The sequence below is a fragment of the Enterococcus sp. C76 genome (assembly GCF_040886985.1).
In the GTDB taxonomy this organism is placed as follows: domain Bacteria; phylum Bacillota; class Bacilli; order Lactobacillales; family Enterococcaceae; genus Enterococcus_B; species Enterococcus_B lactis.
In genome coordinates this window covers 245589-271106 of sequence record NZ_JBFOEY010000003.1, presented here as the reverse complement: position 1 = coordinate 271106, position 25518 = coordinate 245589, and the positions used below count along the sequence as shown (strand labels likewise).

Here is a 25518-nt window from a genome sequence, read left to right as displayed (position 1 = left end):
CGTATTGATACAGGCAAATAATCTGTTTACATTTCAGTCATTCCAGTTGTTACTACTCTGAAAGAAATGTTTAGAACACAAATAGATAAAAAACGATGGGACTTTGACAAAAGTCGTGTCAAAGTCCCTTTTACGAAATACTGTGGATGCCTATTGAAATAAGTGCGGGTTGTTTCTTTGTGTTTCAATCGTTTCTTGCCATTCTTCGTTTAATTTTGGATTACCGTTTTCTTCCTTGAACGCATAAGGTCCCAATCCAAAAAGCTCAGTTAGTATTTGATTCACGATTCCATATAGCTCGGTGTGATCGGACACATGATTATTGAAGATCATCTCATTATCACCACGTTTGAATCTCACATTCGGGCTCTCATGATGAACCTCTATGCAGTTTTCCCCTTTTTTTAACTGACGGATTTCTGAAAACATCTCATAAATATCTTCTCCAATAAAACCTTCAGCAAGCGCCAGACTGTCCACAAGACCGCCTACTGTCAACTCAGAGATTATCGCTTTGTTGGCACCAAGCTTTAATGTATAGCTTGTTGCTTCTACTACGCCGCATGCATTGCAACCACCTTCTGATAGTTCGCTTTTTCTGATCAATTGAACTTCTTTCATTTTCTGTTCCTCCTCTTAGTTTTCTACTTATGTATTTTTTATCATCTGACGTAAGTGTATTTTATCGTCACGATCACGTGATTTATTCTTCAGAGATTCTATTTATCTATCTAACATATCCTTTATTCTTCTACTTTTCTTTAGCATATAAGAGATACGCATAGTAATCAAGCAAGGATTGTTGATATAAAAAGAACAAATACCGCTATTTTGATTTCTTTTGACTCTATTACTCATATAAATAAAATTTATTATACCTGCTCTTTTTGACTATAACCTCATCTGACTCCTATACTTCGTTTGTATTAAAACTTAGGAGGAATCATTCATGCTTACAGGGTTAAACTTATTAAATAATCCTTTTCTAAATAAAGGAACAGCTTTTACAAAAGAAGAACGGGCAAAATACGGAATCACTGGTATGCTTCCAAGTACTGTCCAAACATTGGAACAACAATCTGTCCAAGCTTACGGTCAATACTTAAGCAAACAGACCGATTTGGAAAAACGTATCTTCTTAATGAATCTATTCAATACGAACCGGACATTGTTTTATAAATTGATGGGCGAACATTTAGTTGAATTCATGCCTGTCGTTTATGATCCTGTCGTTGCGGATTCAATCGAACAATACAACGAAATTTTCTTGAAACCACAAGATGCTGCATTTCTTTCAATCGACGAACCAGAAAATATCAAAGCAAGTTTGAAAAACGCAGCAGATGGACGCGACATTCGTTTGATCGTTGTGACAGATGCAGAAGGAATCTTAGGTATGGGTGACTGGGGTGTGAACGGTGTTGACATCGCTATCGGTAAATTGATGGTCTACACTGCTGCGGCTGGTATCAATCCTGCACAGGTCTTACCTGTATCGATCGACGCTGGTACTAATAACGAAGAATTATTGAATAATCCATTATACTTAGGGAATCGTCATGCTCGTGTAGAAGGCGAAACTTACTACGAATTCATTGATCAATTCGTTCAATCAGCTACTGAATTATTCCCAGAATTGTTATTACATTGGGAAGATTTTGGACGAGGAAATGCTGCAACGATCTTAGAAAAATACGAAGATAAAATCACTACTTTCAATGATGATATCCAAGGCACAGGAATCGTTGTACTAGCTGGTGTATTAGGTGGATTGAATATATCAGGTGAGCAATTGAAAGATCAAACAATCTTGACATTTGGTGCTGGTACTGCTGGTGTAGGTATCGCAAACATCCTTTTAGATGAAATGATCCGTCAAGGTGTACCTGAAGAAGAAGCACGCCAACATTTCTATCAAGTAGATAAACAGGGTTTATTGTTTGAAGATACAAAAGGATTGACTCCTGGTCAAATCCCGTTTGCTCGTAAACGCTCAGAATTCACTAATGCTGATGAATTGACAAACTTAGAAGCAGTTGTAAAAGCAATCCATCCAACGATCATGATCGGTACTTCTACCCAACCTGGAGCATTCACTGAAGAAATCGTGAAAGAAATGGCGGCTCATACCCCACGTCCAATCATCATGCCTCTGTCTAATCCAACAAAATTGGCAGAAGCAAAAGCAAAAGATTTGATTGAATGGACGGACGGAAAAGCTTTAGTTGGAACTGGTATCCCTGCTGCTGATGTGGAATATAACGGTGTAACTTACCAAATCGGTCAAGCAAATAATGCGTTGATGTACCCAGGTTTAGGGCTTGGTTTGATTGCTTCAACAGCTACACGAGTAAATGCTGAAATCATTTCTCAAGCTAGTCGAGCATTAGGCGGAATCGTTGATGTAACAAAACCAGGAGCAGCTATCTTGCCTCCAGTAGCAAAAATCACTGAATTCTCTCAAACGATTGCTGAAACTGTCGCAAAATCAGTTGTTGCACAAAAATTGAATCGTGAAGAAATCACGGATATCAAAGAAGCTGTTGAATCTGCTAAATGGGTTCCTGAATATAAATCTTTAGAAGATTAAGATTGTTATAGTAAAAGAACATACAGAAACTTTGTATGACGTCTAAAAAGAAAAAAGCGACTGCGGCAAAACAGCAGCCAGCCAACTACTGCTCTTTTGCCGCTTCTCTTTGGCTTTTTTCATACGATACAGAATAAGAAAGGATCTGTAAAAATGGCACAAAAAACAACAACTGCAACTGCAGTTGAGGAAAAGAAAAAAGAAGGGTTTTGGTCAACAAAAATTACCGGCGTAAGTTTGCCCCTTTATTTGATCATGGTCCTTGTCCTGATCATTGCAATGGCTTTAGGAAAATTACCGACGAATATGATTGGCCCAATCGCTGTTTTGGTCATTTTCGGTAATTTATTTCATTTTATCGGAACAAAAATCCCTATCGTCAAAAGTTATTTAGGTGGTGGCTCCGTTTTTGCGATCTTTGCCTCTGCCGCGATTGCTACATTTGGGATCTTACCTGAGTATGTAGTAAAATCCACAGAAAACTTTGTCAGCAATATGGGCTTTTTAGACTTTTATATTGCTGCCTTGATTACTGGTAGCATCCTTGGTATGAACCGTAATCTATTGATGAAAGCTTCTGTTCGTTTTATTCCCGTTGCACTTATTTCAATGGTCGTCTCCTTTTTTGCCGTAGGACTCGTAGGTATGCTTATCGGAAATGGTTTTGCAAATTCCGTTTTATATATCTCATTGCCCGCAATGGCTGGTGGTGTTGGAGCCGGAGCTGTACCTTTATCAACGATTTATGCAAATGTTTTAGGTACGGACGCTTCTTCTATCATTTCCCGCCTGATTCCTGCTACAGCAATGACAAATGTCCTAGCTATCATTGGTGCAGCGTTAGTTGCTCGTGCGGGACAATCAATGCCAAAATTCAACGGTAATGGTAAATTAATGGAAAAAGGCGACCTTGGCGATGGAAAACCTAGAAATGTAAAACCTTCCATTCCACAATTAGGTGTCGGCTTGATGGTATCATTGACTTTCTTCATCTTAGGACAAATCGGTAACTATTTTGTTCCTAAAGTCCATGCTTACGCATTCATGATCATTATCGTTGTTATCTGTAAAATCGCAAACCTATTACCAGAATATTACGAAGATGCAGCTATCATGTTCAACAACTTGATTGTCAAAAACTTGACAGCAGCTGTTCTTGCCGGTATCGGTATTGCGTTATTGAATCTAAATGTATTGGCTTCTGCTTTGACATGGCAATTTGTTGTCTTATGTTTGACAAGTGTTATCGCGATTTCAGTAGTTTCAGGATTTGTCGGTCGTTTGTTTGGTTTATATCCAATCGAATCAACTATTACTGCTGGCTTATGCAACAACTCGATGGGTGGTACAGGAAATGTTGCTGTCTTATCTGCGGCTAATCGGATGGAACTTATTGCTTTTGCTCAAATGGGCAATCGGCTTGGTGGTGCCATCGTTTTGATCATCTCAGGTTTCTTGATGCAATTACTTTCTTAGTCAAAAAAATACCTGATCATCAAGTATCGGCTTGATGATCAGGTATTTTTTTGATAAAAATTTACAGGATTTTCAAAAATCTTTTTTGCATTTTATCGGAATGATAACCGATGCGTTCATAAAATCGGTGTGCTTCTACTCTGTATTCTGCAGAATTAAGTCTTATTGCTGATATTCCTCGTCTTTTCGCTTCTTCTTCTACGCCAGTCATCAAGGCCTTTCCGATTCCTCTTTTTTCAGCATGTTTAGACACAGCAAGTGCCATAATATTGAACATCGGATCGCTGAAAATCGATTCATAGGACTCCGCTTGTACATAGCCAGCTGCTTTTTTAGAAGTAGGATCTTCATAAACCAAGAAAAAATTTTTTTCTGGCTCCTTCAACAGTTTCTTCATTTGTCTCACCGTAACGGTTAATGGTACATCATATCCTAATTGTTCCGCATTGATTTCTCGTAGTGCTTCTGCATCTCCTAAACGCATTTCCCGCAACATCCAAATCACCAGCCAATTTTTATTTTTTTAAATGAATTTTTTTATCACAGTATACTCCTTTTTTCACTTAAAAAAAGACTTTTCAGTGATTTTGACTTGCTTGAATCCAGATCCTTCTAATGTTTGCAAGATGACGAAAGCATTGTAAAGATTGATCAAAAGAACCACGATGACAATCGCTTGAAAAATAAAGGTCACTTTTTTTGGAGACAAAATCCTGCTAAATCTTGCTCCCCACAAACCTCCAATGATAGCAGCGGGGATAACATAAAACAACATAGATAAATCAAAGCGCATAAAGCTACTTGTTAAAGCAATCGTTACCAATTTTGCCAGTTGAGAAAAGAAAATCGTAGATAGAGAATATAGTGTTGCTTCTTTTATTGGCAATGCAAACATCAGCATCAACAAAGAAACATTGACTGGTCCACCACCAATACCTAAAAAACTAGCTAAAAAGCCCAGAACCACCCCACATATAAGGTACCAAGTCCATGACGTCAAATGAAATTTTGGCTGATGATGCTTGGTGTAGAAGAACGCAAAAACCAAGGTCAATATCGTCAAAAAAATTTGGATCAGCTGCACATGCTTCTCGTTTTCAAATAACTGTAAAAAAACTTCGAATACAATGTTGCCGACTACTCCTCCAACAACAGCTCCACTAGATACCCAACCGACAATCTGCCAATTCAGTGATTTCCCGCTTGATACTTGTCGCACAGTCGAAACAATGGACATCGTGAATACCGCAACTGTTGAGTAAAAAGAAATCCCTGCAACAGAATGGGCACCGATAAGATCAAGAATCGGTTTGATCAACACGCCTCCACCCATCCCGGAAATAGCGCCAACTGTGTTCGCCAGAACGATCACCACAAAATAAATCAGACCAATCATCTTGTATTTCCTTTCTCTTGTTTATATCTTTTAGCGATTTTTACTCTTTTCTTTTATTATACAGTAAAAGAAACAAACGAGGCTTCGAAAGCTTTTCTACTTTTTAAGGAAATTTAGTGCTAAACGAAAAAACCGGGCTCTACTTTTCAGAGAGTCCAGCTTTTCTTACACCTTATCGATTCTTTTATTCTATTCTTCTTCTTCCGCCATGAATGTATTGAATACTTCTTCGATCATATCCCATTCTGCGTCTGTTTCGATTTGTTCTAACTCGCCTTCTGTTCCATCTTCGTTTTCGATGTATGCATAAGCTTGTAATTCTACATCTTCATCTTCTGAAACACCAGCTGGATATAAAAGAACATAGTTACGTCCAAATTCTTCTTGTCCGTCAACTGTTAGCAAGATTTCGTATAATGTTTCATTTCCTTGGTCATCCACCAATGTGATGTGTTCGTGTCCTTCGTGTTCGTGGGAATGGTTATGTTCTGTCATAAGATTACCTCTTTTCTTTTTATTATTAAAATAATTGCTTACCTGAGCCGTCTAAATAATTTTGTAAAATCATCACAGCTGCTAATTTATCGATGACTTTTTTTCGTTTCGCTCTTGAAGTATTTGCCTGCTCTACTAGCATACGTTCTGCCTGAACAGTGGTTAGTCGTTCATCTTGATAATCAACCGGCAAGGAGAATAGTTCTTTGATCTTCTCTCCATATGACATGGAAGCTTCTGCCCTTGGTCCGATGGAATTGTTCATATTCTTAGGTAATCCAACTACAAAACGGTCTACTTCGTACTGCGCCACTAATTCCTTCAACCGATCAAAGCCAAACTCTTCTTCTGCCTCATTGATTCGAATGATTTCTACTCCTTGAGCTGTCCAGCCAAAGGGATCGCTCACAGCAACGCCTACTGTCTTAGAACCGACATCCAAGCCCATTACTCTCATAAATTCACTCCATGATTTGAGAGGTAGTCTTTGACAATTACTTCCATGATTTCATCGCGTTCGTGACGGCGAATCAAATTTCGTGCATCACGATAACGAGGAATGTAGGCCGGGTCTCCAGAAAGCAAGTAGCCGACAATCTGATTGATTGGATTGTAGCCTTTTTCTTCCAAAGCCCGATAAACAATCGCTAATGTTTCGCTCACTTCTTTTTTGCGACTATCGTCAAAACCAAAACGTACGGTTTCATCTGTAAAACCCATGATTCTACACCTCTTTCCCGCAAGGTAATTCCAGCTTACCTTCTACACCCTTATTTTACTCGAAGAAAGGGAAAACTACAAACAAATATTCCAAACTTCTGAATAAATTAAGAAACACGATTTGTCTGATTTTTCCTTTTTTCTGTGGCTTTTTCAAAAGCCCTCTTTCCATAAAGTATACGCTATATTTCTTTGAAAGTATGTTTTTACACAATTTTTTCATAAAGTTCATAAAAAATTCGAATTGCTGCTACTAATTTTTCGTTTTCGTTGCTTGCCCTGTCTCATAATTGATGGTGTAGCCATCTTGAACATTGTAGATAAAGACATTGAATTCAATTTTTTTGTCTTCAATGCTTTCTGCTTCCAACTGCACACCTCTTGCTACCAGTTCATTTCCCTCGAAATGAGGAGTGACACGATAGCGTACATGATGATTTGTTTCCTTGATATATGCCGCAATATCATTTTCGTGGGCAAGCATGTACGGAGCATTCAACGAACGTGTCCCTGTCATTAAGTTTTTAATGTTATTATTTTGACCAGTCAACTGGAAACCAATCAAATGGCTGCGGTTATATAACCATTGTCCGTCACTTAATTTCTTTTGTTTCCAACCTGTCGGATCAATATACAAAGGTTCTCTCTTTTCAGTAGGAAACAAGTCTTTTCCCAACATCGCATTGGCTTGTCCTACTCTGTTCAATTTGTCTATATTTGAATAGCTTTCCCATGTCCCTTTGGAAAGACTAAGATCCTCTTTTGTAAACTCCGGCTGATTCCCATTGATTTCTATTTCTTGATGTTTTCCATCATATTCTGGCACATCCGCTACTTGAGAAGCTTGCGGTGTGGAATCAAAAATGGTTGTAATTTGTTGGAAGATATCTGAATCTTTTTGTGTGGTGGAAATACCGAGTGCCCCTGCAATCACAGCAGCGACGATCCCCACGATCGCCTTGGTTGTTTTTTTGCTCATTTCTTTACTCCTTTACTAACAGCTCCCTAAATCTTAACATATGTTCCCCTATAAATAAATACTGGAAAGAAATAGAAACAGTAAAAAAATAAAACCAGTTTTTAGACGGCTTAAGAATACAAAAAAAGAGACGGATGCATCGTCTCTACTCAATCACAAAACACTATTTACAAGGTATTTATTATCATTCAAAAAATTTTTCTTAATACTCAAAACTAAACGGCTTCTGTACGACCTCTTGGTAAACAGTATTCAAAAGCTTGCATCTGCGGTAATAAGTCCAACCAAGTCAAAAACATAAGAAGCTTTTTTGCTTGACTATTCTTATTACTTGATGCAGGGCAGCTTTTTCACAGCCTCTTTTAAGCGGGTGACGGGAATCGAACCCGCGACATCAGCTTGGGAAGCTGGGATTTTACCACTAAACTACACCCGCGACACAAAAACAGTATACGCCTCTTTCACTCCTTCCTCAAGTTTTTTTATTCTTTACGCTTCCGATATGTTTTGTAGTAAAATAAAACTAATCAATCAATTATTGGAGAAGATGCTATGACGGGAAAAGAATTAGATCTGCTGCTAGACACTTGTCTACTCGCTGGGAAAATCATGATGGAAAGCAATGCAGAGATGTATCGGGTAGAAGATACGATGAGTCGAATTGCTTTAGCTTCTGGAAATTTCCGTTTGGTCAGCTATGTCACGCAGACTGGTCTCTTTATTGGTCTTGATCGTACCTCGACCATTCGAATGGAACAAATCACCAACCGTTCGATCAATTTAGAAAAAGTAGTAAAAGTGAATGATCTTTCACGTAAGTATGTTGCTTCAGAACTAACATTAGAAGAACTTTACAGTGAATTGCAGGCAATCGACCGAGACCGTTCGTTCTTTCCTGTCTGGTTGCAGATTGTTAGTGCGGCAGTTATCAGCGGAACGATCATGGTGTTATTCGGCGGAAAGATGACCGATTTGCCTGTGACTTTAGTTATTGGTGGATGGGGATACGCAGTTTATCTGTATAGTTTGAAATTTTTTAGAATCAAATTTTTATCGGAATTTTTATCTTCTTTATTGATTGGCATAGCTGCTATCTACAGTGTTCGTTTTGGCTTAGGAAGCAATCAGGATTTAATTATTATCGGATGTGTGATGCCTTTGGTTCCTGGGGTTCAAATTACGAATGCTATCCGTGATTTGCTAGCTGGTCATTATGTGTCAGGGGTTTCTCGCGGAACAGAAGCGATGATGACTGCTACGATGATTGGTTTTGCGATTGCTTTTATTTTCCAGCTTTTTTATTAAGAAAGGAGCACGAGTATGGGCACGATATTTATTCAATTTTCTTTTAGTTTTTTAGCGACTGCGGCATTTGCCATTGTTACAAATGTCCCTAGGCGTTCATTGATTTGTTGTGGTCTTTCTGGTGCTTTCGGCTGGATGATCTACTGGATCTGTGTTCAAATGGGCGGATCTGCTGCTTTCGGTTCATTGCTTGGCTCTTTAGGAGTTGCATTCATCAGTGATCTTTTCTCTAAGCGTTTGAGAATGCCTGTAACGATTTTCAATATTCCTGGGATGGTTCCTTTAGTTCCGGGTGGTTTGGCTTATCAAGCGGTTCGGAATCTCGTTACTGAATCCTATCAAGAAGCAGCTCATTATGCGGTCCAAGCAATCATGATAGCTGGAGCAATTGCTTTAGGTCTCGTATTATCGGAAGTCTTTAACCATAACATCCGCAACTTCAAAGTAAAGCGTGATGCCATCATGTTGAAACGAAAAAAACGGCTTTTTAAATAAACGAAGTGTAACAAAGAAAAGGTTGTGACAGAAGTGATTAGCTTCACGAAATAAGACAGGATTCACGAAAATCGCTTCTTAAATTTTTGTGAATCCTGTCTTATTTTTCGAAGAAACTACTTCTGGAACACTGTTTAGTAGAAGGGGTGAGATCAGCATCTTGGTCCGAGTATTAGAGAAACAAAATGGAAGAAGGAACTTGCATGATTAACTTAAGTCTGTTTACTAAAAAGTGAGATATGATCCTTTATTTTTAATTTTTTAAAATGATTCATTCCTTATCTTTTCTTGAATAAATTTCTTTAGTTTATCAATACTTCTCTTACCCATCTCTAGTTGTTCTCCATTCGTAAACGTTACTACTTCATTTACTCGGCTAATAGATGTAATGTTTTCAGTATTAATGATGTAGGCTTTTAAATCTTTACATAAATACTCATATTCCAGTGTTTTTTTATATTTTTTTATTGTGCCGTTTATGAGTGTCTCTTCGTCTTTCAATACCAAGCCTATCTTATTTTTATAGCCTGGCATGCTCATTAGATAAAGAATCTCATCGTAATGGATATAATGATCGCTATTGCCATAACGAACAGACGTCCACTTTTTTTTGTTCGCTTGTTGAACAGGCTCGTTCTCTTTTTCTTTCAATAAGTAACTTTGGATGTTTTTTTTATTTTTTTCATAAGTGAATTCTTTTATCAAATACCCGCTAGGCGTAATATTTCGGTTAATAACAGCTATTGCTTTATTCGGATGAGAGGTCAAATAAACAATTTTACACTTCGCGTTCTTTTCTCTAAGCATTTCTCCTAGTTCAATCCCGCTGTGATAAGCGTTCAAATCGATATCAAGAAAAAAAATATCCGATGAACGAATGTCATTGTTTTTGACAAATTCAACAAACTGCATGACGTTCAATCCCTTGATTATCTCGAAATTCCAAGGAATCAGTAAATTTCTGGATTCTTCCAAAATATCTTCTATCATTTTTTCAAAAACCAAACTGTCATCCAAAATAAATATACGTGTTATCATACAAATTACCTCCACTCGATATTTTACTATCAAAATCATTTCATACAACTTTTCAACATACATGTTAGGAATAAATTGTAATTCTCTTCACAATCTTTTCCAACACCTTTGAAACCGCTATTAACTACATTCAGCATGCAACTTCTAAAATAAATATCATTTTACAAAACATATCAAATAGTCAAATATCTCATACAAAAAAAGCCAGACAACCGACGTCCTTACACGTCAACTGTCTGAGCTATGTTCATTTATTTTTTTCTTTTAAAAAGAACGATACACATACTGATTTTTCGGAGCAGCGACTTTCTCTGCGTTTGTCACAACTACAGATGGAATTTCACGCTTGAATGGTTGATAATAGTCCGATTGGATGGTTCCTTCTATTTTATACCACTCATCATTTTTAACCGTTACTCCTTCAGGCATATGTGTTAACAAGCCAAAGACTCCTGAATCTGCCACACAATGGATAATACCGAATCGGAACAAGAAGACATCTGCATTGCTATCGTTCGGTGTTTGGTAAACAAATCCTTCATAGCTGATTTTTTTACCAATGAATTCGCTAGGGTAATTATAGATTAGCTCCATGACTTCTAAATAATTTTCATCTGTGATCTCGATAGTCTGCTTATCCCCATACTTCTCTTTCAGTTCATTCATTTGGTCTAAGTAGTCTGATTTGTTGAAATAAATACTTGTATCTGGCTTTAGGTATTGCGTCTGCATCTCCGGGTCCCCTACTGATTCTTTGCTTACCGGAAAATTAAATCCTTTGGCTTCTACGATCGTAGTATCCAGACTAACTGTTGGAAACAATGTACCAACGATCACTGGCAAAGCAAGCAGTACGTAGGCGATCCCACGTTGATAAGGTTTCGATAACCCATGGTCATGATTATGATCATACTCGTGCGTCTCTTCCTCTGCTTTTCCGTTTTTGACCCACAAATACAGCTGAACTAAAGCCAAAAGAGCAGATAAAATCATCGAAAGAATAGCTAAATAACGATAGTGGACATTGATATATTGATCAAGTTTGCCAGAAACTTGCAAATACATCATCAATTCGAAATAGCCAGATAAAATCAAAAACCGCAGCATATTTTTCCTCCTAGATAAATAATGTGAATCCAACAACGCTAAGGGCAATCAGTCCGATCAGCGATAGAATAAAACGTCCTGTAAAATATCGTTTCATCATCAATAGATTTTTGATATCGACCATTGGACCAAAGACCAAAAAGGCAGCTACAGGTGCTGTGCCGAACAGACTTAACAATGAAGACCCGATAAACGCATCTGCTTCTGAACAAAGAGACATCGTAAAAGCTAATAACAGCATGATAATGATGGCTAAAATCTTTGTTGAGCCGAGCGTTAGCATCACTCTAGTTGGTAAATAAGTCTGCATCGCAGCTGCGATTAACCCACCAATGATCAAATAACGACCTGTATCAAAAAATTCATCGATTGAATGTGTCAACACATGCCCCGTTTGATGGATCAGCCGATTTTTTGGTTCATTCTTATCACTGTGTTCTTCTTCATTGACATGATGGTGGTGATCTTCTGCTACTTTAGAGGAGATTTTTTCTTTCAATACAGCGTCTTTTTGAAAATAGGCAAGCCAGACACCAATCACAAGGGCAACAAAAAAGCTGCCTATCACCCGCCAGCTTGCCATCTGCCAAGAATTGCCAAATGCGATAAACGTGGAAAAAATCACGATTGGATTGATGATTGGCGCTGTCAGCATAAAAGCAAATGCTGTGTGGACCGGCACGCCTTTTTTTACAAACTGATGAACGATAGGTACGATGCCGCATTCACATGAAGGAAAGAAAAATCCTAAGATCGAACCAGTAAAAATAGAGAATATACGATTTTCAGGAAGCCATCGCTTCACACGTTCTGGGGTCAAAAATACTTGTAAGGCGCCTGAGATAAGACAACCTAATAGTACAAAGGGCAATGCTTCGATAACGATCGATAAGAAAATCGTACTCATCTGCAAAACCGAATTGGGAATAAAAGAAAACATGAGTTTCCTCCTTTTCATTTCTAGTTCATTCGCTTTGCAAATATACGCTTTTATTCAAAAAAAAACAAGTTGCTCTGTCAATTTTTACACAACTCTTATTTTTTATCGAAGCAATTCAATTGACTTTTTCTATTATTCCCATTAAATTAAGGTCTCGTACATATCACTTCTATTACAAAAGGGAGAATGAAAATGAAACAAACCACTAACTTGTCTGAAGTTCAAGACATACTGCAACAATCATCCGTTGCCATCGTTTATCTTTCGATGCCTAATTGCAGTGTTTGTCACGCTGTTCGTCCACGATTGGAGGAGCTGCTCACCCATTATGATATTCCAGCACTTCATTTGGATGCATTCGAAACACCAGAAGTAGCTAGCAGATTTGAAGTATTGACTGCGCCAGTTGTTCTGATTTTTCATCAAGGAAAAGAGGTCTTTCGGCAAGCGCGGTTCATCGACTTTAAAAAAATCCGGCATTTACTAGACGAACTGACAGCAGAAGATGATTCTCTTTCTTATGAAGAAATCTTTCGAACAGAATAATCATTATCCAAACAGAAAAAAGCGATTGAACAAGTGAAAGTTTTGCCTTCATTTGTTCAATCGCTTTTTATTTTTATTCTGCTGTATTTTCGGAATGCGCATTTGCGTCAGAATGCAAGAAATAGATCAAGGTTTGCAATTCATTCGTCAAATCAACATTTTGGATCAATACATCTGACGGAGCATTCAATCGAGCAGCGGTAAAGTTCAAGATTCCTTTGATTCCTGCTTCCGTTAACTGATTGACTACTTCTTGTGCTCTTTCAGCGGGAATCGTTAAAATCGCTACTTCGATTTGCTGGATCTTGATTTGTTCCGACATATCTTCCATTGGATAAACGGGGATACCGTCTACGATGCGTCCAACGATTTCTTCATTCACATCAAAAGCACAACTGATACGTATGCTATTACTTTGATGGAATTTATATTTTAGTAAAGCACTTCCCAAGTTCCCTACACCAATCAGCGCAACATTTGTCAATTGATCATCATTTAATGTCTTCGCAAAAAAGTGCATAAGATCTTCTACATCATACCCATACCCACGTTTTCCTAATTCGCCAAAATAAGAAAAATCTCGACGGATCGTTGCGCTATCTACTTGAACGGCTTCACTTAATTCAGTTGAAGACACTTTTTTCTTTCCAGCATTATTTAAAATCCTTAAATAACGATAATACAAAGGCAGTCTTTTAGCTGTCGCCTTTGGAATAATATGATCTTTCACGAAATGACCTCCACGTATTGTCTAATTACATCTTTGATTTCTCCATCATAGCAGTATTTATAGGAAAAAATCAATTCCATTGCTCAGATATTGTGAAATTTTATTCTTTATTCATTTATTTATCATTTCTGCAAATCTCGCAGTATGATGGAATTTATGGTAGACTACTAATTGAAAAATAGTTTTTTATTTGAGGAGAATTCACAAAGTAGAAAAGAGGATTCCATGATATTATTACAAGCCAATCAGATTGCTCGCCATTTTGGTGCAGAAGTCTTATTTGAAAACATACATTTAGAAATCAGTACAGGCGCTCGTGTCGCTTTAGTTGGCAGAAATGGCGCTGGAAAATCGACTTTATTGAAGATCATTGCTGGAATTGAAGCACCAGATGAAGGAAAGATTGCTAAAAATAAAACAGCGACTCTCGGATACCTCGCTCAGGACACAGGACTTGATTCCAATGAAACAGTGTGGAACGAGATGCTGAAAGCTTTTGAACAAGTTAGACAAATGGAACAGCGGATGCGCGAACTAGAGATTTTCATTAGCGAAGGTACGCCAGATACACCCGCTTATACTTCTTATTTAAAAGAATATGATCGCCTGCAACACGATTTTTCGGATCGAAACGGCTATGGTTATGAAAATGAAATTCGTTCCGTATTGCATGGTTTTAAATTCGATTCTTCCTTTTATGACCAGAAAATCGATACTTTATCAGGTGGACAGCGTACACGTTTAGCTTTAGCTCGCATGCTTTTGCAACACCCTGACATTTTGATTCTAGACGAACCCACGAACCACTTGGATATCGAGACACTTTCCTGGCTTGAAAATTATCTGCAAAGCTATACCGGTGCATTACTGATTGTTTCACATGACCGTTATTTCTTAGACAAAGTAGTCAATGAAGTTTATGAACTAAGCAGAAGAAAAATGCGCCATTACAAAGGCAACTACTCGAAGTATCTAGACTTGAAAGCAGAACAGCTGACAAGTGAATGGAAGGCTTATGAAAAGCAGCAGACAGAGATCCACAAATTAGAAGACTTCGTTGCTCGGAATCTTGTTCGTGCCTCTACCACTAAACGGGCGCAAAGTCGCAGAAAGACATTAGAAAAAATGGAACGTCTGGATCGTCCTCAAGGGGATGAGAAACAAGCAAACTTTCTTTTCAGTATAGAAAAACCTTCTGGAAATGTTGTCTTGCAAATCGAAGATGCCGCTATCGGATATGATGATGTCACCTTATCTGAACCAATCAATTTGGATATCCGCCGACAAGAAGCGATTGCTCTAGTAGGTCCGAATGGTATCGGAAAATCGACGTTGCTGAAATCGATCATCCACCAGATCCCTTTTATCCGTGGCAAAGAAACGCTAGGGACAAATGTCACCATCGGCTATTATGATCAAGGGCAAGCTGATCTGCATACAAACAAGACGATTCTAGCAGAATTGTGGGATGAGCATCCTACCACTCCTGAAAAAGACATTCGAAGTGCTTTAGGTGCTTTCTTATTTTCTGGCGAAGATGTAGAAAAACCAATTCCTCTGTTAAGCGGCGGTGAAAAAGCACGGGTTGCTTTAGCCAAGCTAGCGATGAACAAAGAAAATTTTTTGATTTTGGATGAACCAACAAACCATTTAGATATTGACAACAAAGAAGTATTAGAAAATGCATTGATCGATTACGATGGCACACTGCTTTTTGTTTCCCATGACCGATATTTTATCAATCGGATCGCGACAAAAGTCGTCGAACTCTCTGAAAATGGCAGTAAAGTCTATCTTGGAGACTATGATTATTATTTAGAGAAAAAACAAGAAGAAGAAGAAATCGCCGAATTATTGGCACAAGATGAGCCAGAATCCGCTCCTGCTCCTACGAATAAATCCGATTATTATCAGAGCAAAGAACAGCAAAAGCTTATCCGCAGCCTTCAACGAAAAATCACTCAGATTGAAGAAGAAATGACGCGGATCGATGAATGGATCGATCGGTTGGAACAAGAAATGGTCGCACCAGAAAATCTGGAAGATCACGTAAAACTCAATGAGCTGAACCAAGCTTTAGAATCAGCTAGACAAGATCAAGAAACAAAATTGTCGGAATGGGAAGAACTAAGCTTGGAATTAGAAGAATACGAGAATTAAAAGCCAATGGAAAGAGGTTGTGACAGCCGTGTTGTCATAGCCTCTTTCTTTTTTATGCAGAAACATAGCGAAACCGTTCTCTTTTTTCTTACTATTTTTCTCTACTGACAAAATAAACAATAATTTTCCGGCACAATTATTTGCTGTTTTTTGCCATAACATAGTACGATCAACATAGAAAAGGAGATGTTTTTATGAAAGTTGTTGTCATTGGCGGTGTAGCTGGCGGTCCTTCATTTGCCACTAGACTCCGTCGATTGAATGAAGCACACGAAATCATTATCTATGAACGCGGAGAGAATATTTCTTACGCAAGTTGTGCTTTGCCTTATTATTTAGGTGGTGTGATCACGGACCGTGACTCGCTGATCGAACGTACAACAGAAATATTGAAAACAAAAAACAACATCGACGTATTTACTAAACACGAAGTAACAGCAATCGATCCTTCCGCTAAGCGATTACTAGTTAAAGACCTATCTACAAATAAAGAGATAGAAACGGATTACGATAAGTTGATCATCTCTTCTGGTGCTAGACCAGCTTACCCAGATATTCCCGGAGTTTTTGAAGCAGAAAACGGCTTTGTCCTTCGCAGTGTGACGGATGCGGATCGAATCAAATCGTTCCTGGAAGAAAAAGATCCACAACATGTCGTCATTCTTGGCGCAGGTGTCATGGGTCTGGAATTAGCTGAGAATTTCAAGCATCGCGGCTTAGACGTGACTTTAATCGATCAATTGCCGCAAGTCGCTTTCCCTTATGATCCAGAAATCGCTGATCTAGTTTATGACAAATTGCTAAAAGAAGGACTAACCGTTCATTTAGAAACAACAGTTACTGAGATCCGTGAAAAAGGTCGAGAATTAGTATTATCAGATGGCTCCGTCCTTTCCACTGATATGCTTGTCTTTGCTGTTGGCGTTTCTCCGAATAATGAAGTGGTGAAAGCAGCCGGCATACAATTAACTGATACAGGACAGATCATTGTTGATGACCAGTTACAAACCAATCTTCCGGACATCTATGCGATTGGCGATATTATCGAAACGACTAGTGTAGTGACTGGGCAGCCGATTCAAAGTATGCTTTCCAGTGCGGCCAATCGTCAAGGACACATGCTGGCAGATATTTTAAATGGTACGCCTATGCGCTATCGCGGATATATTGGTGCGGGTGTCGCAAAAATCTTTGATCATACAGCAAGTTATGCTGGAATGACAGAACATGCACTAAGAGCATCAGGCATAACGAATTACAAAACTGTTTTTATCACTCCTTTTGACCATGCCTATTTCTATCCAGGAGCTACAAGATTAAATCTAAAGCTGATTTTTGATGCAGATAGCGGTCGGATTTTAGGTGGACAAGCATTTGGAGAAAAGGGCGTCGATAAACGGATGGGAGAACTTTCTGTAGCGATCACCGGAAACTTGACAGTCTTTGATTTGCCCGATCTTGAGTTGCCTTACTCTCCCCCATATTCTACTACCCGTGACCCGCTGAATATAGCTGGTTATGTCGCAATCAATCAAATGACAAATATCGTAGAAACAATCAAAGCAGGCGATATACCCGAAAACGATTTGAAAGAAGCATTCTTTTTAGATATACGTGAACCTAATAAAGCACCTTCTGGCAGTATCTCGGCAACAAAAAATATTCCAATGAATGAATTACGAGATCGAATCAATGAAATCCCAAAAGATAAAAAAGTTTACATTACTTTTAGAAGAGGATTGAATACTTATACTTCTGCACGAATCTTGTCAGGTTTGGGTATCAAAGCGATTTTGATCGAAGAATAAAAAAACGACCGCGGTGGGTAGCCGCGGTCTAGGAGTTATTTTTACTTGAGGAGTAAAAATGAAAAAGTATATAGGGTTGTTGGTTGGTATGTATATAGAATAGAAGATAAATGTGAAGAAATTGTGCATTATTTCTTCACATTTATTAGGTTATAGTTTAAGAAAGTTTAAACATCCCGCAGTTTGGTTATTTTAGGCGTTTCTTTTCATAAAAAAACATGTTGTGACTCTGAGACAAATCATAGTCCATAGTGATGTCTCTAGAGTAACTACGCCTAATATTACGAGGCATAATATTAATTCATCAGCACTAGTACCTAAACTAGCATCCCTTTCGAATATTTTTTCTTATATAATAAAGTTTGCTTTCACTCCTCTAATCTCACCAAATCGACTGGCTTGCGTTGTGTGATACTAGGAACTGATTTGTTTAGAACGACTTTTCTATTGTAATCATATTTTTCGCCATCCTCGTTGTCTTCTAATCCTTCAATGAATGATCCCTAATGTGTGTATTAAGTAATTTAATTTTTTTGTTCCTATTTATTTAACAAATAAATAATATAAAAGGTAAATAAAAAAGAGTGGATTTCTCCACTCCATGAAAAGGCGACTTTTTGGGACGCTTTTTTTTGCCAAGCCTCACATTTTTATAGCCAAACTTCTTTTGCGACTTGCTGCAATAATTGGATTTTCTTCCATTGTTCTTCTTCTGTTAAATGGTTTCCTTCTTCTGTTGAAGCAAACCCACATTGAGGACTGATACTTAGATTTTCCAACGGTATAAATTGTTGTGCTTCTTTTATTCGTTCTTTTATCTTCTCCGTATCTTCCAAATCTGGAAACTTAGAAGTAACTAATCCTAAAACGACTTTACTTTCTTTGTTATTCCAATGTCTTAAAGGGGTAAAATCACCTGCTCGTTCAGAATCGTATTCCAAAAAGAAACCATCATAATTCGTTGAAAACAACTCTTCTGCAATGGGTTCATATCCACCGGAGAACAGCCAAGAAGAAGCGTGATTACCACGGCAGATATGTGTCGTGATCGTCAAATCTTCTGGTTTGTCTTCCAGTGCGTTATTGATAATCTCTGTACAAATATGGGCCATTTCTTTCGGATCAATTCCTTTTTGAAGAAGTGTTTCTCTTTTAGTTTGATCAGCTAAAAACGCCCAATTTGTATCATCGAATTGCAAATAGCGACAACCTTTTTCATAAAAAGCATGGATGGCTGCTTTGTAAGTAGATGACAAGTCCTCATAAAAATCAGATAGATCAGGATAGATCTCATTGATTTTTGAAGAACCATCGTTAGATAGAATCTCTTGTCGTAAAATCATCGTGGGACTAGGGATCGTTGCCTTTGCGACAAAAGTATCATCTGTTTCCACTACTTCTTTCAGAAAAGCAAAATCTTTTAAAAATGGGTGGTTTGGATTGAAAGATAATTTATCTACTACCCGAATATTATAAGCTGGAGCTGCTTTCCCGTGGAATGTTTGATTATATCCAGTTTCTGGAACATAGCCTTCGATACCATTTAGTTCTTCTAAAAAATCAAGATGCCAAAATCCGCGCCGAAATTCGCCATCCGTAATTCCTTTGATGCCCACTGCTTTTTGATCTTCTACTAATCTCTTTATCTCCTGATCTTCGATTGTACGAAGTTCTTCTTTTGAAAGTAAGCCTTCTTGAACTTTTTTTCTTGCTTCTTTGATCGATTGCGGACGTAAGAAACTTCCGACATGATCTACTGTAAATGGTTTGTTTTTGCTCATTTCACTCACTCTTTTCTTTGTTTTTTGTAAAAAAAAATCCTTTTACTAGCAAATACTAGTAAAAGGACGATTATACTCGTGGTACCACCTTTTTTCAGAAAAAACATTCTTTCTCTCAGCCTGACAATAAAATCAGTGGTCTTGGTAACGAAAGACTGTTCGTTTTTGCCTACCTTTCGACAAAAAATCCTCTAAGGCCATTTTCGACAGTCAACTTCTAGCTTTTTACACCAATCAAAGCCTCTCTTGAACCATTTCCTGTCTACTTTCCTTCTCATCGGATACTATTAGAATAAAATTAGAATAGCATGTTTGAAAGAAAAGTCAATAGGGGATAAGAACAAACAAAAACTAATTTGTTATCTTTAGATCACTTCCTTAAAATAATTATACCCGTTTCAACTACATAAAAAGGACCTAGTTTTGAAAAATTTCCCATCAAAACTAGGTCCTTTTTATTATAGTTATGCAAATTTGCTGATTTCTTCATTATTTCCGTCTTATGAGGTTTTAAAAAGTTTTATGGTACGTTCTATATTTTCAGCTTCCTTATCCCCATATAAGATGCGTTCTACTTTACCATTTTTTATAAAAATTACAGCAGGAATACTTTCGACACCTAATTTATTATAATATTTTCTGAAATTATCAACATCGGTTTTATTTCCAGTAGTATCTAGGTAATTAATTTCTAGTTTTTCCTTTTCCAAATAAGAAATTAATTTTGGTTTATATAATATACAGTCTGGACAATTTTCTCTACCAATGTAAACAATACTATTCCCCTTACTATCCATGATAGAGTCTATACCTTGAATTGTAGTTGTTTTTAAAGGCTCCTGTTGAATTCTTGATAATTGAGTAGAACCTAATACAAGTGTAACCATTGCTGCTAATGATATTACCAAATAAACAGCTTTTTTATTTTTTTTAGCATACACTATTCCAAAAATCATAAATGTCAAACAAGTATATAAAAGTAATATTTGCCAAAAAAAGATTCGTGTAAAATGTATTTCTAATGAATTTTCAGAGCCATTTGCAATTCCTGATATAGTTAACAGGTTCAATGGTGCCTGAAAAGTTGTTCCGTTTAAAAAACTATTTACTCCATTAGGAATTATCAACGCAACTAGAATTGAAAATGTTGCAAAAAATGAAACGCCGCTATATTTAAAGATGTCAAGAATTATTTTTTTCATAGTCGTTCTTTCTCCCATTTAGTATTAAATACGTGATTTGTTATGATAAAACCAGTAACAATAAAAATTGTTACTAATGTGATTTGGATAATACTAGAATAACTATTAAAAAGGTTAATTAAATAAGTAATCGGAAATAAGCCTAGTACACAAACCAATATAAGGCTAGTTTGCGATAATGGATTTTCTTTACTGTATGGAAAGAAAACACCCAAAATAATAGAACTAAGAGTAGAAGTTGCTAAAATTCCTAAACCAAAAAGGCATTCTCTTAAACTTGGAACTTTAAAAAGAAGCATTAATAAAAAGAAGAAAGAGGTAACAACAAATGTGCTGATAAACTTCCCTAAAAAATATTGACTTCTCTTAACTCCTAAAATTCTATAAAAACTTAACATCTTTTCATCAACGCCATAACTCAGAAAACCAAGTGTACCTAACAAGCCTGCATCTATCTTAATAAGAATACCTAATATTGGAAGATGACTCAGTAGTGTAAAGGTATTTAATCCTAATAGTAGAAGAATTAAAAGAATTGTATTTTCAGAGCGTAACAATAATTTCATATCTTTAAGAATAAGACTAATATTTAAGCTTTTGGAATTATTGATTTTAGCAAATACTTTTGATTGATATTCATTTTTATCTTGAATGGAAGAAAGCAAAGCAAAACTATGGATACAAGCAATAAACATTACTAATTCTACTAAAACAAGAAGTAAAAGATTAACAGAAAAGGTATTCTCTAAAATAATATGACCTAAAAATCCCAAGTTCCAGAATAAGATATTATAAGAAAATGTTTCGTAATTTAGTAAGATATTTTGAATATTTTCAAGCAAAGTAACAACAATTCTCAATATAATAATCGTTTGCACCAATAAAGAAACACTTTTAGCAAAGGGAATTTTCATGCGTATTCCTAAAAAAAATAAAATATTATAAGACAAATTCATTAATAAAGTGATAAATATTGATTGTAATAAGAAAATTCCTGCTATTCTTAATGACAGAGAAACTGATATTCCATTTGTTACAAGTTGTGGAATGATAATTATAGAAAATAAGATAGAAGGTATTGCTACCTGTATGCTTAACGGAAAAGAATAATATCCAATATACATAGCTAATTTAGATATAGGCAACCTATCCAAGTTTTTTAAAATTTTAGATTCATCTGGATCAAGAAATTTTAAAACAATAAAAAGAGAAAAAGTAAAGATTGATAGCGATATTAAATAGGTTAAATTTGCAGAATAAAGTATCTCTAAATTCCCATTTAAAAAAATAGATACAACATCATGTGTTAGAATATTTGCTAGTAAAGCAGAAATTCCGATTATGATAAAAACAGAAAGAAACATTCCAATTCTCTTTTCTTTTGAATTTAGAACTTGATTGATTTTATTTCTATATACTTTCGATAACATCGAAATAATCTTCAAGATAACAATCAATTTCATTCTCCCTTTCTTTCAAAAATGCCGCCTCAAGAAATGCCTCTTCTATTTTATTTTTTTTATATTGGGATTTGATTTCTTCAGGAGTACCACCTCCTACTACTATTCCACGAGTTAAAATTAAAATTTTGTCACATATTTCTTCAATAAAGAGTAAATCATGACTAGTAATAAGTATCATTTTCCCCTTGCGTTTAAACGAATCCACTATTTTTTTCAGAACATAAACAGCTTCGACATCTAATCCTCTACAGGGTTCGTCTAAAACTAAGACGTCAAATGGTTTCATAATCATTGAAATAATCTGCAACTTTTTCTTCATACCGTGAGAATAAGAACTGATTAGCTTGTCTATATCTTTTTCCAAATCAAATATTTTTAATAATGTAATAATCTGGTTCTTATTGATTCCCTTATACATACTTTTTATAAATGCAAGGTACTCAAAACCTGTCAATTCCTCGATTAAGATAATTTCATCAGAAATATAGGCAAATCTATTTTTTATAGCATCATTATCAACATTTTGTCCAAATAAAGAAATACTTCCTTTGTCTTTCTTTATTATTCCGAGAATAGAATTTAGTAAAGTTGTTTTTCCTGAACCATTCGGTCCTGCCAAACAAAGAATTTCTCCTTTTGAAATTTGAAAAGAAATTTCTTTTACTCCATTTTCAGAGTTTTTGTATATTTTATTTAAATCATTAATAGCTAACATATTTTATCCTCTACATCCAATAGAATTGATTAAACAAAAGAAAAGCTATCCGATTAAATAAAGATATGGATAGCTTCTAACAAATTGCATACTTTCACATGGGCTAAATAAATGATCGTAGACAGTAATTGCTACTTACAGCCCAGTCTTACAGACCCACTTCCGTTTACATAACTCCAAGAACCAGTGAAACTCTTCCCTTTAGTCAAGCAATACAAAACACAAGCCGCAACAATTGTAACAGCAAGTAATAGAAGAATAGCAATTGCAACGGTATACCAAACAACTTGATCTTCTGCCAAATAAATATTTTGACTTGTAATAGTTGGTGCTGAATAATCCATAATAGAATCTCCTTTAATTTTTTTATCATTTCAAAACTACTAATCATTAGAATTTAGTAGTTCTGTAATAATCGTATGTCCGTCACCAAAAAAGGGCAATAAATTGATAATGTGAGACATAAAAATAAAAGCAGGTATTCTTATCCACAAATTATCTGATAAGAAATAGAGTAGAACACCTAAAAAGAAAACAAAAAACGCTCCTGAAAACGTAATGAGGATATTTGATTTTCTATCTAATACTTTTTCTCTAACAATTGACATAGATAAAGTTTTTATTGATAAATACCCGTGATTATGATGAGTGATCTTCCTATATAAAATCAAATGAGTGGTTTCATGAAGTATGATGCTCATTAGCAAAACGAGATAGGAAAAAGCTGGGAATAGAATCCATAAAAACTCTAAACGAATTTCTTGAAAAGATAAGAACAGAAAAAGTAAACATAATAAATTTACTCCACATATGAAAGTAATTATTGGGAAATTCTCTTTTAAAACATGAAAGCACACTTCCAAGAAAATTTTTAACGTTTTTTCGTTATGAATACTATGACTGCTTCGCAAATTTTTTTGAATTTTTTTAATACTACAAGAGATTTTTTCTTTAATAGAGGTTCTTTTAGGAAGTGTATAATTGATAATCCCCCTATTATTTAAGGCTTGTAGAAAAACTACTAGGTCTTTTTTTAAATTTTCTTTTGGCACATCAGGAAATTCTTCTTGAAACCATTGAAATAGTTCTTTCAAACTGATTTTCTTGGTTTCTATTAATTTATTGCAAATTAGCAATCCTATTGAATCTACTATCATTTCCAATTTGGGAATTCTTTTATCAAATATTCTTTGATTTTCTATATAAATCTCTGGATGTATAAAAATATCAAAACTAAAAATTGTGTTATCATTGAAAAAAATCACATTTCTTATCTTTTCATTTATCAAAAAATTTTCTCCTTACCCTTAAAAAATCAGCGAACATCAATGAACCAATCTTTGAATGATTTAAAAAAAATAGCAAACATATTTTCACCACCTCTTTGTTTTGTTCTTTGCATGTTTTATTTATGTGTTATTATAGTAGCTAAGAAACAGAAATTTAAATTATGGTCAAAATTTTCACATCATAAAAATTAAAATAACGGAGGAAATATGGAAATTCATAAATTATTGAGAAAACTCCGTGTAGAAAGAGGGCTTTCTCAAAAAGAGTTATCAAAGGGAATAATAACTAGAGAAACGTTTGTAAAATACGAAAATGGCAGAACAAGGATACCCTTTTTTGTTTTGATTGAATTATTGGAAAGAATGAATCTGAGTTTAGATGAATTTATTTTTTATTTAGATAAAGATAATGTAAGAGAAAAAAATTGGAGTTTAAAGAAACTAATAAGAAAACTCAGAGAAGATAAATCAAATTTTCACCATACATTACGAACACTTCGAGAAAAAGCTAAAGATACAAACAACATAGTAGACATCAGAAATTACTTAGTCGCTAAGACGATCGGTTGGTATCAATTAGCAGATAGCGAAAGAAAACTAAACAACTCTGATAAAGAATATCTATCCGAGTTAAAAAATTATTTGGAAGCTGTTGATGATTGGGGAAGATTTGAAATGGCAACCTTTACTACTCTTTTATTTGTTTTTGAAACAAATTACATAAACGGTAGATTATCAGACATTGAAAGAAAAATAGAAAAAAATAAAGATTTTGAGATTTTTCATTCCATATTGATTGGTATGTATAACAATGCTTTTTTATTAATGCTCGAACGAAAAGAAACCGTTTTAGCTAAAAAATATTTAGAGAAGATAGCTGATGTTCGTCACAGACTGTTATTTTTTGGAGATACAGGTGTTTACTGTAATTTTTATAAATTACTTTTCGATCATTTAACAGAAGAATCTGGACGAGCAAATGATTTATTAGAATATTTTCAAGGATTAAAAATGATTGGTTCACATAACCTATCTAAACGTTTCAAAGACGACTTAAAGAAATTTGAGCTTATTTACAATATCACACCAATAATTTTTGTAGATTAATCATTGTAGGCAAGTAGTAAAAATGGGAACAATCACTGTGAATTTAAACAATTATGTTTTTTATTATGTATGTAGAAAAACGGTGAAACAACAATAATGAATAAAAAGAAGATATTTAATGACCAAGTAGTAATAGATTCCGTTAAAATAAACAAAAATAAGGAGTTGAAAGGCAA

25 protein-coding genes, 1 tRNA gene and 1 other annotated feature are annotated in these 25518 nt (G+C 35.7%); of the genes, 8 read left to right on the top strand and 18 right to left on the bottom strand.

Features of this window, described 5'->3' with window-relative positions; all coding sequences use genetic code 11:
• Positions 1 to 150 precede the first annotated feature (150 nt).
• Positions 151 to 621: a DUF4809 family protein gene (locus AB3I00_RS06015; RefSeq protein ID WP_002290894.1), complete on the bottom strand. Its 471-nt coding sequence runs from the start codon at positions 619 to 621 to the stop codon at positions 151 to 153.
• 328 nt (positions 622 to 949) lie between these two features.
• On the opposite strand from AB3I00_RS06015, the gene AB3I00_RS06010 reads away from it, so the two are divergent.
• Together AB3I00_RS06010 and AB3I00_RS06005 are read left to right on the top strand one after the other, a co-directional pair.
• On the top strand, positions 950 to 2590 hold the full coding sequence (locus AB3I00_RS06010; RefSeq protein WP_002295057.1) for a malolactic enzyme: 1641 nt from the start codon (positions 950 to 952) through the stop codon (positions 2588 to 2590).
• A 153-nt stretch (positions 2591 to 2743) separates the two neighbouring features.
• Positions 2744 to 4066, top strand: coding sequence for a 2-hydroxycarboxylate transporter family protein (locus AB3I00_RS06005; protein ID WP_002308483.1), 1323 nt, complete (start codon positions 2744 to 2746; stop codon positions 4064 to 4066).
• 61 nt (positions 4067 to 4127) lie between these two features.
• Here the strand turns inward: AB3I00_RS06005 and AB3I00_RS06000 are convergent, their stop codons facing one another.
• From AB3I00_RS06000 to AB3I00_RS05970, 7 genes are all read right to left on the bottom strand, one after another.
• Positions 4128 to 4562, bottom strand: coding sequence for a GNAT family N-acetyltransferase (locus AB3I00_RS06000; RefSeq protein WP_002290890.1), 435 nt, complete (start codon positions 4560 to 4562; stop codon positions 4128 to 4130).
• Between the two features lie 63 nt (positions 4563 to 4625).
• The gene (locus AB3I00_RS05995; RefSeq protein ID WP_368024927.1) at positions 4626 to 5462 is read right to left on the bottom strand and encodes a sulfite exporter TauE/SafE family protein; all 837 of its coding nucleotides are present in this window, start codon (positions 5460 to 5462) and stop codon (positions 4626 to 4628) included.
• A gap of 189 nt (positions 5463 to 5651) precedes the next feature.
• Positions 5652 to 5957 carry a DUF1292 domain-containing protein gene (locus AB3I00_RS05990; RefSeq protein WP_002308458.1) on the bottom strand — a complete coding sequence of 102 codons (306 nt, stop codon included), beginning with the start codon at positions 5955 to 5957 and terminating at the stop codon, positions 5652 to 5654.
• Between the two features lie 25 nt (positions 5958 to 5982).
• A complete protein-coding gene (gene ruvX / locus AB3I00_RS05985) occupies positions 5983 to 6414 on the bottom strand; it encodes a Holliday junction resolvase RuvX (protein ID WP_002290886.1) in 432 nt (143 codons plus the stop codon).
• A complete protein-coding gene (locus AB3I00_RS05980) occupies positions 6411 to 6677 on the bottom strand; it encodes an IreB family regulatory phosphoprotein (RefSeq protein ID WP_002290885.1) in 267 nt (88 codons plus the stop codon). The genes ruvX and AB3I00_RS05980 overlap by 4 nt, the downstream gene beginning before the upstream one ends.
• 253 nt (positions 6678 to 6930) lie before the next feature.
• On the bottom strand, positions 6931 to 7656 hold the full coding sequence (locus AB3I00_RS05975; RefSeq protein WP_002290883.1) for a DNA/RNA non-specific endonuclease: 726 nt from the start codon (positions 7654 to 7656) through the stop codon (positions 6931 to 6933).
• Positions 7657 to 8021: 365 nt separating this feature from the next.
• Positions 8022 to 8092 (bottom strand) — tRNA-Gly (locus AB3I00_RS05970).
• A 116-nt stretch (positions 8093 to 8208) separates the two neighbouring features.
• Between AB3I00_RS05970 and AB3I00_RS05965 the strand changes: the two genes are divergently transcribed.
• Together AB3I00_RS05965 and AB3I00_RS05960 are read left to right on the top strand one after the other, a co-directional pair.
• A complete protein-coding gene (locus AB3I00_RS05965; RefSeq protein ID WP_002308449.1) occupies positions 8209 to 8961 on the top strand; it encodes a threonine/serine exporter family protein in 753 nt (250 codons plus the stop codon).
• A 15-nt stretch (positions 8962 to 8976) separates the two neighbouring features.
• Complete coding sequence (locus AB3I00_RS05960; protein WP_002290881.1) at positions 8977 to 9456, top strand: threonine/serine exporter family protein; 480 nt, start codon at positions 8977 to 8979, stop codon at positions 9454 to 9456.
• 261 nt (positions 9457 to 9717) lie between these two features.
• Here AB3I00_RS05960 and AB3I00_RS05955 read toward each other — a convergent pair whose 3' ends face one another.
• The 3 genes from AB3I00_RS05955 to AB3I00_RS05945 all read right to left on the bottom strand — a co-directional run bounded on the left by AB3I00_RS05955 (position 9718) and on the right by AB3I00_RS05945 (position 12541).
• Positions 9718 to 10494 (bottom strand): LytTR family DNA-binding domain-containing protein, encoded by a 777-nt coding sequence (locus AB3I00_RS05955; protein WP_002333150.1) that lies wholly within the window; start codon positions 10492 to 10494, stop codon positions 9718 to 9720.
• Positions 10495 to 10758: 264 nt separating this feature from the next.
• Positions 10759 to 11601 carry a TIGR03943 family protein gene (locus AB3I00_RS05950; protein WP_368024926.1) on the bottom strand — a complete coding sequence of 281 codons (843 nt, stop codon included), beginning with the start codon at positions 11599 to 11601 and terminating at the stop codon, positions 10759 to 10761.
• A 10-nt stretch (positions 11602 to 11611) separates the two neighbouring features.
• Positions 11612 to 12541: a permease gene (locus AB3I00_RS05945; protein ID WP_368024925.1), complete on the bottom strand. Its 930-nt coding sequence runs from the start codon at positions 12539 to 12541 to the stop codon at positions 11612 to 11614.
• 192 nt (positions 12542 to 12733) lie between these two features.
• On the opposite strand from AB3I00_RS05945, the gene AB3I00_RS05940 reads away from it, so the two are divergent.
• The gene (locus AB3I00_RS05940; RefSeq protein WP_002308437.1) at positions 12734 to 13087 is read left to right on the top strand and encodes a thioredoxin family protein; all 354 of its coding nucleotides are present in this window, start codon (positions 12734 to 12736) and stop codon (positions 13085 to 13087) included.
• Between the two features lie 73 nt (positions 13088 to 13160).
• On the opposite strand, the gene AB3I00_RS05935 is transcribed toward AB3I00_RS05940, so the two are convergent.
• On the bottom strand, positions 13161 to 13817 hold the full coding sequence (locus AB3I00_RS05935) for a redox-sensing transcriptional repressor Rex (RefSeq protein WP_002287746.1): 657 nt from the start codon (positions 13815 to 13817) through the stop codon (positions 13161 to 13163).
• 225 nt (positions 13818 to 14042) lie between these two features.
• Between AB3I00_RS05935 and AB3I00_RS05930 the strand changes: the two genes are divergently transcribed.
• Entirely contained in the window at positions 14043 to 15977 is a 1935-nt protein-coding gene (locus AB3I00_RS05930) for an ABC-F family ATP-binding cassette domain-containing protein (RefSeq protein WP_104764632.1), read from the top strand.
• 194 nt (positions 15978 to 16171) lie between these two features.
• Complete coding sequence (locus AB3I00_RS05925) at positions 16172 to 17785, top strand: FAD-dependent oxidoreductase (protein WP_368024924.1); 1614 nt, start codon at positions 16172 to 16174, stop codon at positions 17783 to 17785.
• A gap of 650 nt (positions 17786 to 18435) precedes the next feature.
• Here the strand turns inward: AB3I00_RS05925 and AB3I00_RS05920 are convergent.
• The 6 genes from AB3I00_RS05920 to AB3I00_RS05895 all read right to left on the bottom strand — a co-directional run bounded on the left by AB3I00_RS05920 (position 18436) and on the right by AB3I00_RS05895 (position 24235).
• Positions 18436 to 19566, bottom strand: a complete 1131-nt coding sequence (locus AB3I00_RS05920) for a 5-methyltetrahydropteroyltriglutamate--homocysteine S-methyltransferase (protein ID WP_368024923.1) — start codon at positions 19564 to 19566, stop codon at positions 18436 to 18438.
• 59 nt (positions 19567 to 19625) lie between these two features.
• Positions 19626 to 19853 (bottom strand) — a binding site (T-box leader).
• 213 nt (positions 19854 to 20066) lie between these two features.
• Complete coding sequence (locus tag AB3I00_RS05915; protein WP_024635596.1) at positions 20067 to 20768, bottom strand: thioredoxin family protein; 702 nt, start codon at positions 20766 to 20768, stop codon at positions 20067 to 20069.
• Positions 20765 to 22198, bottom strand: a complete 1434-nt coding sequence (locus AB3I00_RS05910; RefSeq protein ID WP_368024922.1) for a hypothetical protein — start codon at positions 22196 to 22198, stop codon at positions 20765 to 20767. Before AB3I00_RS05910 ends, AB3I00_RS05915 begins: the two co-directional genes overlap by 4 nt.
• The gene (locus AB3I00_RS05905; RefSeq protein ID WP_002308425.1) at positions 22179 to 22946 is read right to left on the bottom strand and encodes an ABC transporter ATP-binding protein; all 768 of its coding nucleotides are present in this window, start codon (positions 22944 to 22946) and stop codon (positions 22179 to 22181) included. The genes AB3I00_RS05910 and AB3I00_RS05905 overlap by 20 nt, the downstream gene beginning before the upstream one ends.
• A 131-nt stretch (positions 22947 to 23077) precedes the next feature.
• Entirely contained in the window at positions 23078 to 23290 is a 213-nt protein-coding gene (locus AB3I00_RS05900) for a hypothetical protein (RefSeq protein WP_002308423.1), read from the bottom strand.
• Between the two features lie 39 nt (positions 23291 to 23329).
• The gene (locus AB3I00_RS05895; protein WP_368024921.1) at positions 23330 to 24235 is read right to left on the bottom strand and encodes a PqqD family peptide modification chaperone; all 906 of its coding nucleotides are present in this window, start codon (positions 24233 to 24235) and stop codon (positions 23330 to 23332) included.
• A 207-nt stretch (positions 24236 to 24442) separates the two neighbouring features.
• On the opposite strand from AB3I00_RS05895, the gene AB3I00_RS05890 reads away from it, so the two are divergent.
• The gene (locus AB3I00_RS05890; protein ID WP_368024920.1) at positions 24443 to 25342 is read left to right on the top strand and encodes a helix-turn-helix domain-containing protein; all 900 of its coding nucleotides are present in this window, start codon (positions 24443 to 24445) and stop codon (positions 25340 to 25342) included.
• The last annotated feature ends 176 nt before the right edge of the window (positions 25343 to 25518 follow it).